Here is a 7086-nt window from a genome sequence, read left to right as displayed (position 1 = left end):
AGCGCGGCGAACCCGCCGAGCAGCGCGGGGCCCGGCATCGGCCGGCCCAGTCGCTCGCGCGCGATCCGGTTCGCGTCCACCGCCGCGGCCCGCCCCCGCCGCAGGCCCGCCAGGCGGTCCCCGATCCCGAGCGACTCGATCGGCCGCGCGGAGTTGACCAGGAGGTACCCGCCCGCCGGGAGCCCGTCGAAGACGCCGTCGAGGAACCGCAGCGTCGAGTCCTGGAGGAGGAGCGCGTCGGGGCGCCCGACCGGTTCGCGGCTGCGCAGCGCCGCGTCGGCGATGCGGCAGTACGCCACGACCGGCGCGCCGGTCCGCTCGGACCCGAAGCTCGGGACCGCCTGCGCGTACCTGCCTTCGATGAACGCGGCCTGCGCCAGCAGCTCCGCCGCGGTGACGACGCCCTGGCCGCCGCGGCCGTGGATCCTGATCGCGAACATGTCGTCTCCTTCCGGGTCGGCCTGAACCGAGTCAACCGCGGTCGCGGCCGGTCCGGCAGGTGCCGAAAGGCCCCTGTCGAGTGCACATAGGTCCCGCGCCGGCGAGGCGGCGCGGGACCCCGGTCACCTTGCGATGAGGACGGCGGCGGCGATCAGCAGCACCGCGGCGACGAAGAGTGCGGCGAGCGCGGCCGCGCGGCTGCGCGTCACGGCTCCCCGCCGCCGTCCAGGTCGCCGCGCATGCGCCGGTAGTCGTCCCCGTCGATCTCGCCGGCGGCGTAGCGCCGGTCGAGGACCTCCCGCGCGGACTCCCGCCGGGCCGTCCCGGCGTCCCGGCCGGGTCCCCGCGGCGTCAGCCGCAGGACCGCCCAGACGATCAGTCCGAACAGGATGATCCACGCCAGCGGCATGAGCACCATCCAGCCCCACCCGATGCCGTATCCGTACATCACGGCGGCCACCTCCCTCCGAGGCTCTTCCCCCAATCTCCCGCCGCCCGCGGCGCCGGGCCAGGGGCGAACGTCCCGAACCGCGCGTCCATGCGTCCCGGACCGCCCGAGCGGGACCTTCGTCGGCCCCTCGCGTGCCTTCGGACCCCAGCGGCGCGCCCGCGCGCGGACTGCAATGGGAGGAGAGGCATCCGAGACGAGGAGGAACGAGCGATGGCCGCGAAGAGGTACGTGTTCGCGTTCGCCGAAGGCGACAAGGACCACAAGGACCTGCTGGGGGGCAAGGGGGCCGGTCTCGCCGAGATGACCAATCTCGGCCTGCCCGTGCCGCCGGGCTTCACCGTCACCACCGAGGCGTGCCGGCGCTATCTCGCCACCGGCGACGATCCGCCCGGCCTGGCCGAGGAGATCGACGTGCACCTGGCGCGCCTGGAGGCCGAGCGCGGCAAGCGGCTCGGCGACCCCGCCGACCCCATGCTCGTCTCCGTGCGCTCCGGCGCGAAGTTCTCCATGCCCGGCATGATGGACACCGTCCTGGACGTCGGCCTCAACGACCGCTCCGTGCACGGCCTGGCCGCCGCGGGCGGGGAGCGCTTCGCCTGGGACTCCTACCGGCGGCTCATCCAGATGTTCGGCGCCACCGTCCTGGGCATCGAGCCCGAGGAGTTCGCCGAGGCGCTCGACGAGGCCAAGCGGTGCAACGGCGTCGAGCGCGACATCGACCTCGACGCGGCCGCCCTGCGCGACCTGGTCGCCGAGTACCAGCGGATCGTGCGCGCCGCGACCGGGATCGACTTCCCGCAGGACCCGCGCGAGCAGCTCGACATGGCCGTGCGCGCCGTCTTCGACTCCTGGGACTCCGAACGCGCCCGCGTCTACCGCCGCCAGGAGCGCATCCCCGGCGACCTGGGCACCGCCGTCAACGTGATGGCGATGGTCTACGGCAACCTCGGACCCGACTCGGGCACCGGCGTCGCCTTCACCCGCGACCCCGCCACCGGCGCGCCGGGCGTGTACGGCGACTACCTGACCGACGCCCAGGGCGAGGACGTCGTCGCCGGCGTGCGCACCCCCGTGCCGCTCGCCGAGCTCGACCGCATCGACCCCGGCTCGTACGCCGAGCTGCAGCGCATCATGGCGCTGCTGGAGGCCCACTACCGCGACCTGTGCGACATCGAGTTCACCATCGAGCACGGCCGGCTGTGGATGCTCCAGACCCGCGTCGGCAAGCGCACCGCCGCGGCCGCGTTCCGCATCGCCCTCCAGCTGGTCGACGAGGGCCGCATCAGCGTCGAGGAAGCGCTCGGCCGCGTCACCGGCGAGCAGCTCGCGCAGCTGATGTTCCCCCAGTTCGACCCGGAGGCCAAGCCCGAACCGGTCGCCGTCGGCGTGCCGGCCTCGCCCGGCGCCGCGGTCGGCGCCGCCGTCTTCGACTCGACCGCCACCTGGCGTCCGGGACCGGTCATCCTGGTGCGCCGCGAGACCAGCCCCGACGACCTGCCCGGCATCATCGCCGCCGAGGGCGTCCTCACCAGCCGCGGCGGCAAGACCTCGCACGCCGCGGTCGTGGCCCGCGGCATGGGCAAGACGTGCGTCGTCGGCGCCGAGGACCTCCAGATCGACTACGACCGCAAGCAGTTCACCGCGCCGGGCGGCGTCGTCGTCCGCGAGGGCGACACGGTCTCGATCGACGGGGCCACCGGCGCCGTCTACCTCGGCGCCGTCCCGGTCGCCGCGCCGCCGGTCGTGGAGTACTTCGAAGGGCGCCTCACCCGCGAGCAGCGCCGCGGCGACCCGCTCGTCCAGGCCGTCGCCCGCATGATGGTCTACGCCGACGAGCGGCGCCGCCTCGGCGTCCACGCCAACGCCGACACACCCGAGGACGCCGCCCGGGCCCGCCGCTTCGGCGCCGACGGCATCGGCCTGTGCCGCACCGAGCACCAGTTCCTCGGCGCGCGCCGCCGCCTCATCGAGCGGCTCGTCACCGCCCGCACCGAGGACGAGCGCGACGCCGTCCTCGCCGAGCTCCTGCCCATGCAGCTGGGCGACTTCACCGGCATCCTCGCCGCCATGGACGGCCTGCCGGTGACGATCCGGCTCCTGGACCCGCCGCTGCACGAGTTCCTGCCCGACCTCACCGAGCTGTCGGTGAAGGTCGCCCTGGCAGAGGCGCGCGGCGGCGCCGACGAGGACGACGTGCGGCTCCTGGACGCCGTACGGCGCCTCCACGAGCAGAACCCCATGCTGGGCCTGCGCGGGGTGCGGCTCGGCCTGGCCGTGCCGGGCCTGGCCGCCATGCAGGTGCGGGCCGTCGCGCTGGCGACCGCCGCGAGGATCAGGGCCGGGGCCGACCCGCGGCCGGAGATCATGGTGCCGCTCATCGGCGGGACCGAGGAGTTCGAGCTCATGAGCGAGGAGATCCGGCGGGTGCTCGACGAGGTCGCCGCCGAGACCGGCATCCCGATCGACGCCCGCGTCGGCACGATGATCGAGCTGCCCCGCGCGGCCCTGACGGCCGGGCGCATCGCCGCCCACGCCGAGTTCTTCTCGTTCGGCACCAACGACCTGACGCAGACGACGTGGGGCTTCTCGCGCGACGACGTCGAGGGCTCGTTCTTCCCCGTCTACCTCGCCAAGGGGATCTTCGGCGCCTCGCCGTTCGAGTCCCTCGACGAGGAGGGCGTGGGCCGCCTGATCGCGATCGCGGTCGCGGAAGGGCGCGCGGCCCGGGCGGACCTGCCGATCGGCGTCTGCGGCGAGCACGGCGGCGACCCGGCGTCGGTGCGCTTCTTCGACCGGATCGGCCTGGACTACGTCTCGTGCTCGCCGTTCCGGGTCCCGGTGGCGCGCTTGGAGGCCGGGCGGGCGGCCGCGGCCGCGAAGGCCGGGGACGCCGACACCAGATGAGCCGTTCGGCGCTCCACGACTCGGGTCCCGCGACGGGGCCCGGGCGGGGCCCGGCCCGGGCACCGGGGCCGGGCCCCGCATCCGTTCGGAATTCGGAACCGAGAGGAAGGAAGGCGGTCGCGATGCGAGCCGCAGTGATCTACGAATCGATGTTCGGCAGCACGAGGCAGGTGGCCCAGGCGGTCGCCGCGGAGCTGTCGGACCACATGGAAGTCGACGTGTTCGAAGTCGGCGAGGCCCCGCTGGTCCTCGGCGACGTCCAGTTCGTCGTCGTCGGGGCGCCGACGCACGCGTTCTCGCTGAGCCGCCCCTCGACGCGCGCCGAGGCGGCGCTGAAGGCTCCCCACGGCCTGGTCTCCACGCAGATCGGCCTGCGGGAGTGGCTCGAAGCGGTCGAGGTCCCCGCGGGGGTCCAGGCGATCGCCTTCGACACCCGCGTCGACCGCCACCTCGTCGGGTCCGCCGCCCGCGCGGCGACCCGCAAGCTGCGCAAGGCGGGCTTCCGGGTCCTGGCCGAGCCGGTGAGCTTCCTGGTCGAGGGGATCCAAGGGCCCCTGGCCGTCGGCGAGCTCGAACGGGCCCGGTTCTGGGCCGAGGAGCTCGCGGCCTCGTCCGCCGCGATGGCGGGCTGACCGCGCGCGAAAGCGGGCCGCGACCGGTCGGTCGCGGCCCGCTTTCGCGTCGGCTCACTTGAGCCAGGGGTTCTTCTCGACGATGCCGAGCCGGCTCCAGGTCCGGCCGAAGCCGAGGGTGTCGCCGGCGTGGGCCATGGCCAGGCCGATGAGCAGGCCCGCGTAGACGAGGTGGTCGTCCATGAACGGGTTGTTCTCGGGCCACAGCGCGGCCGTCCACATGAGCACCAGCAGGAGCGCGCCCGCGGCGGCGGCGATGCGCATGCCGATGCCGAGGACGAGCGCGAGGCCGATGCCGAGCAGGCCGATCATGAACAGCCAGTCGGCGAACGAGGAGCCGGCCATGCCCTGGTAGAAGTCCGCGAGCGGACCCTTGGTGCCGAAGGACAGGTAGCCGGTGGTCGGGCTGCCGCCCTCGATCCAGGCGGCGTCCCGCTCGGTGGCGAATCCGAGGCCGAAGGTCTTGTCCAGGAAGGCCCACAGGAAGACCCAGCCCAGAGCGAGGCGCAGGATCGCCCACACGTAGTCGACGCCGCGGCGCTCGGCCGCGGCCGGGGCGATGGTGGATTCGGTTGCGGGAGAGGTGGTCATGACAGCTCCTATCGGTGTCCGCACCGGGGGCTTCTCCCGGTGACACTCCTATGGAATCGCAGTTCAGGACCGGTTCGGAGGGGCCGGAGGACGCCTCCTGAAGGGACGAAGGTCCCCCGGCGCCCGCACGGCGAAAGGCGGCCGCCTCCCGTACCCGGAGGCGACCGCCCGGAGCGACCGGCCAGAAGGCCCGAGGGTCACTCCCTCATGGGGCCGGCCAGCGCCTTCGACATGCCCCGCAGGCCCAGCGCCACGGCCCCCCAGGGCAGTCCGGCGTGGAACGGCCGGCCGGCTCGGAACGCCTGCGGCAGGTAGATCCCGATGGCCTTCCTGCCCAGGCGCCAGATCGGCGAGATCCCCACCAGGGCCGCCCCGGCGGCGTCCCGGCCGGGGCGCGTCGGTCGCGGCGCGTTCCCGGTGAGCGTCAGCGGCACCTGCGTGAACAGGGCGTCGTCGAACATCTCCAGGACGCACATGCCCACCGGGTCGAACCGCCGCGCCCGCTCCACCGCGCCCGGGTCGATCCGGGCCGCGATGTCGTCGGCGACCGCGTCGGCTTGCAGCAGCGACAGGAACCCGAGCTTGATGGGGAAGTCCCCGGCGTCCCCGGGCGCGTAGACGTTGTCGGTCCCGATCACCCGGCGCGTCTCGGGTTCGGTGAGCAGGAACCCGCGGTCGTCGGCCGCGAGGCCTTCGTAATCGACCGCTCCCCGCTGGGGCGCGGCGGACACGAGCAGGTCGAAGGCGTGCGCGGTGCCGTCGCCGAAGCACGCCCGCCGCTCCTCGACCCGCACTGCCCGGGCGCCGGTGCGGGCGATGACGCCGCGCTCGGCGAACTCGCCGGAGACCACGTGGTGCAGGCCGGTGCCGAACGCCTGCAGGAACGTCGACTCCGCGGTCGCGAACGTGACCGTCACCAGGTCCCGGACCCGGTTGCGGCGCAGCCAGGTCTCGAACATGAACGCCAGCTCGTAGACCGGGCTCGGGCACAGGTTCCCCTCGGGGACCAGGAACAGCACGTGCTGGCGCCATCCCTCGACCGCGGCCGCGCGGACCCGCTTGAACTCCCGCCCGATCTCGCGCATCTGCTCCAGCGACCACACCAGGAGGGCGTGCGCGGCCAGGCCCGGGACCTCCTCCGTGCTCGGCGCCGCGCCGGTGGCGATCACCAGGTAGTCGTAGGCGATCGTGTCCCCGTTGGTGAGCACGAGGAGCTGCGGCCGGGTCTCGACCCAGTCGGCCCTCCCGTACCGCACCTCGATGCCGCGCCGGGCCGTCGGCGGTGCGATCGGCAGCCGCAGGTCGTCCTCGGCGCCGCCGAACGGCACGTAGACCGTGTTCGGCCGGAACACGAACTCCGGCCGGTCGGCGACCAGCGTCAGATCGACCCGGTCCCCCAGCCGCTGCCGCAGCGTGAACAGGACCTCCATACCGGCGATCCCGCCGCCGACCACGACCACTCGCGCCTTGCCGCCCATGCCGTCCTCCTGAAACCGTGCAGTCACCCCTCCATGCCACCAGAGGGGCCGGGCCGCGGGAAGCGACCAACTTCCCCACCGGCGGGGACCACGGTCCCGCGGCGGCGACCGGCTCGGCGCGACCGGGAGCCAGGCAGCCCTGCCTTGCTTGCAGTGCACTCAGGACGGTGCCAGGCTGGTCGGAGGGGACCCGTCCGGGAGGCCGGGCCGACTGCTCGGCGCGGTCGGACCGGGACGGAGTCGACCCGTCGGCGAGCGCGCCTCCCGATCCGGCGGGTGGAAGGAGTGAACGCCATGCGCCGCCTCTGGGACCTCAGGGAGACGCTCCTGTTCGGCGCGGCGACCGGAGTGCTGCTGTGCGGGGTGGTCGCGGCGTCCGCCGGCGCCCCGGCGCCGGCCCGCTGGGCGTGGACGGCCGCGACCGCGATGGGCCTGGTCTACTCGACCGTCACGATCGCCGCCGCGCTCGCGCGCCGGCAGCCGTCGGTCGACGTGATCGCCTGGACGGCGCTGGTCGGCGCGCTGCTGGTGGACGAGCCCCTGGCGGGCGCGGTCGTCGCCGTCATGCTGTTCACCGGCGGGGCGCTGG

General features: G+C 74.2%; 6 protein-coding genes and 1 pseudogene. 3 read left to right on the top strand and 4 right to left on the bottom strand.

Annotated features, from left to right (window positions below; all coding sequences use genetic code 11):
• Both DI269_RS02755 and DI269_RS02750 read right to left on the bottom strand, forming a co-directional pair.
• A partial coding sequence (locus DI269_RS02755) for a 2-oxoacid:acceptor oxidoreductase family protein (protein ID WP_112133603.1) occupies positions 1–440 on the bottom strand: 440 nt, incomplete at its 3' end.
• Between the two features lie 206 nt (positions 441–646).
• Positions 647–889, bottom strand: coding sequence for an SHOCT domain-containing protein (locus DI269_RS02750; protein ID WP_112133604.1), 243 nt, complete (start codon positions 887–889; stop codon positions 647–649).
• A 213-nt stretch (positions 890–1102) separates the two neighbouring features.
• Between DI269_RS02750 and ppdK the strand changes: the two genes are divergently transcribed.
• Together ppdK and DI269_RS02740 are read left to right on the top strand one after the other, a co-directional pair.
• Entirely contained in the window at positions 1103–3796 is a 2694-nt protein-coding gene (ppdK, locus tag DI269_RS02745; protein ID WP_112133602.1) for a pyruvate, phosphate dikinase, read from the top strand.
• Between the two features lie 122 nt (positions 3797–3918).
• Positions 3919–4428, top strand: a complete 510-nt coding sequence (locus DI269_RS02740) for a flavodoxin family protein (protein ID WP_112133601.1) — start codon at positions 3919–3921, stop codon at positions 4426–4428.
• Between the two features lie 54 nt (positions 4429–4482).
• Here the strand turns inward: DI269_RS02740 and DI269_RS02735 are convergent, their stop codons facing one another.
• Both DI269_RS02735 and DI269_RS02730 read right to left on the bottom strand, forming a co-directional pair.
• On the bottom strand, positions 4483–5019 hold the full coding sequence (locus DI269_RS02735) for a DoxX family membrane protein (protein ID WP_112133600.1): 537 nt from the start codon (positions 5017–5019) through the stop codon (positions 4483–4485).
• Between the two features lie 197 nt (positions 5020–5216).
• A complete protein-coding gene (locus DI269_RS02730) occupies positions 5217–6524 on the bottom strand; it encodes an NAD(P)/FAD-dependent oxidoreductase (RefSeq protein ID WP_157974724.1) in 1308 nt (435 codons plus the stop codon).
• 267 nt (positions 6525–6791) lie between these two features.
• Between DI269_RS02730 and DI269_RS26745 the strand changes: the two are divergent.
• Positions 6792–7086, top strand: a pseudogene (locus DI269_RS26745) (heavy metal translocating P-type ATPase); the annotation flags it as partial.

The organism is Glycomyces dulcitolivorans (assembly GCF_003265355.1).
Lineage (GTDB): Bacteria > Actinomycetota > Actinomycetes > Mycobacteriales > Micromonosporaceae > Glycomyces > Glycomyces dulcitolivorans.
The sequence above is the reverse complement of the archived record's forward strand: the minus strand, read 5'-3'. Positions and strand labels throughout refer to the sequence as shown.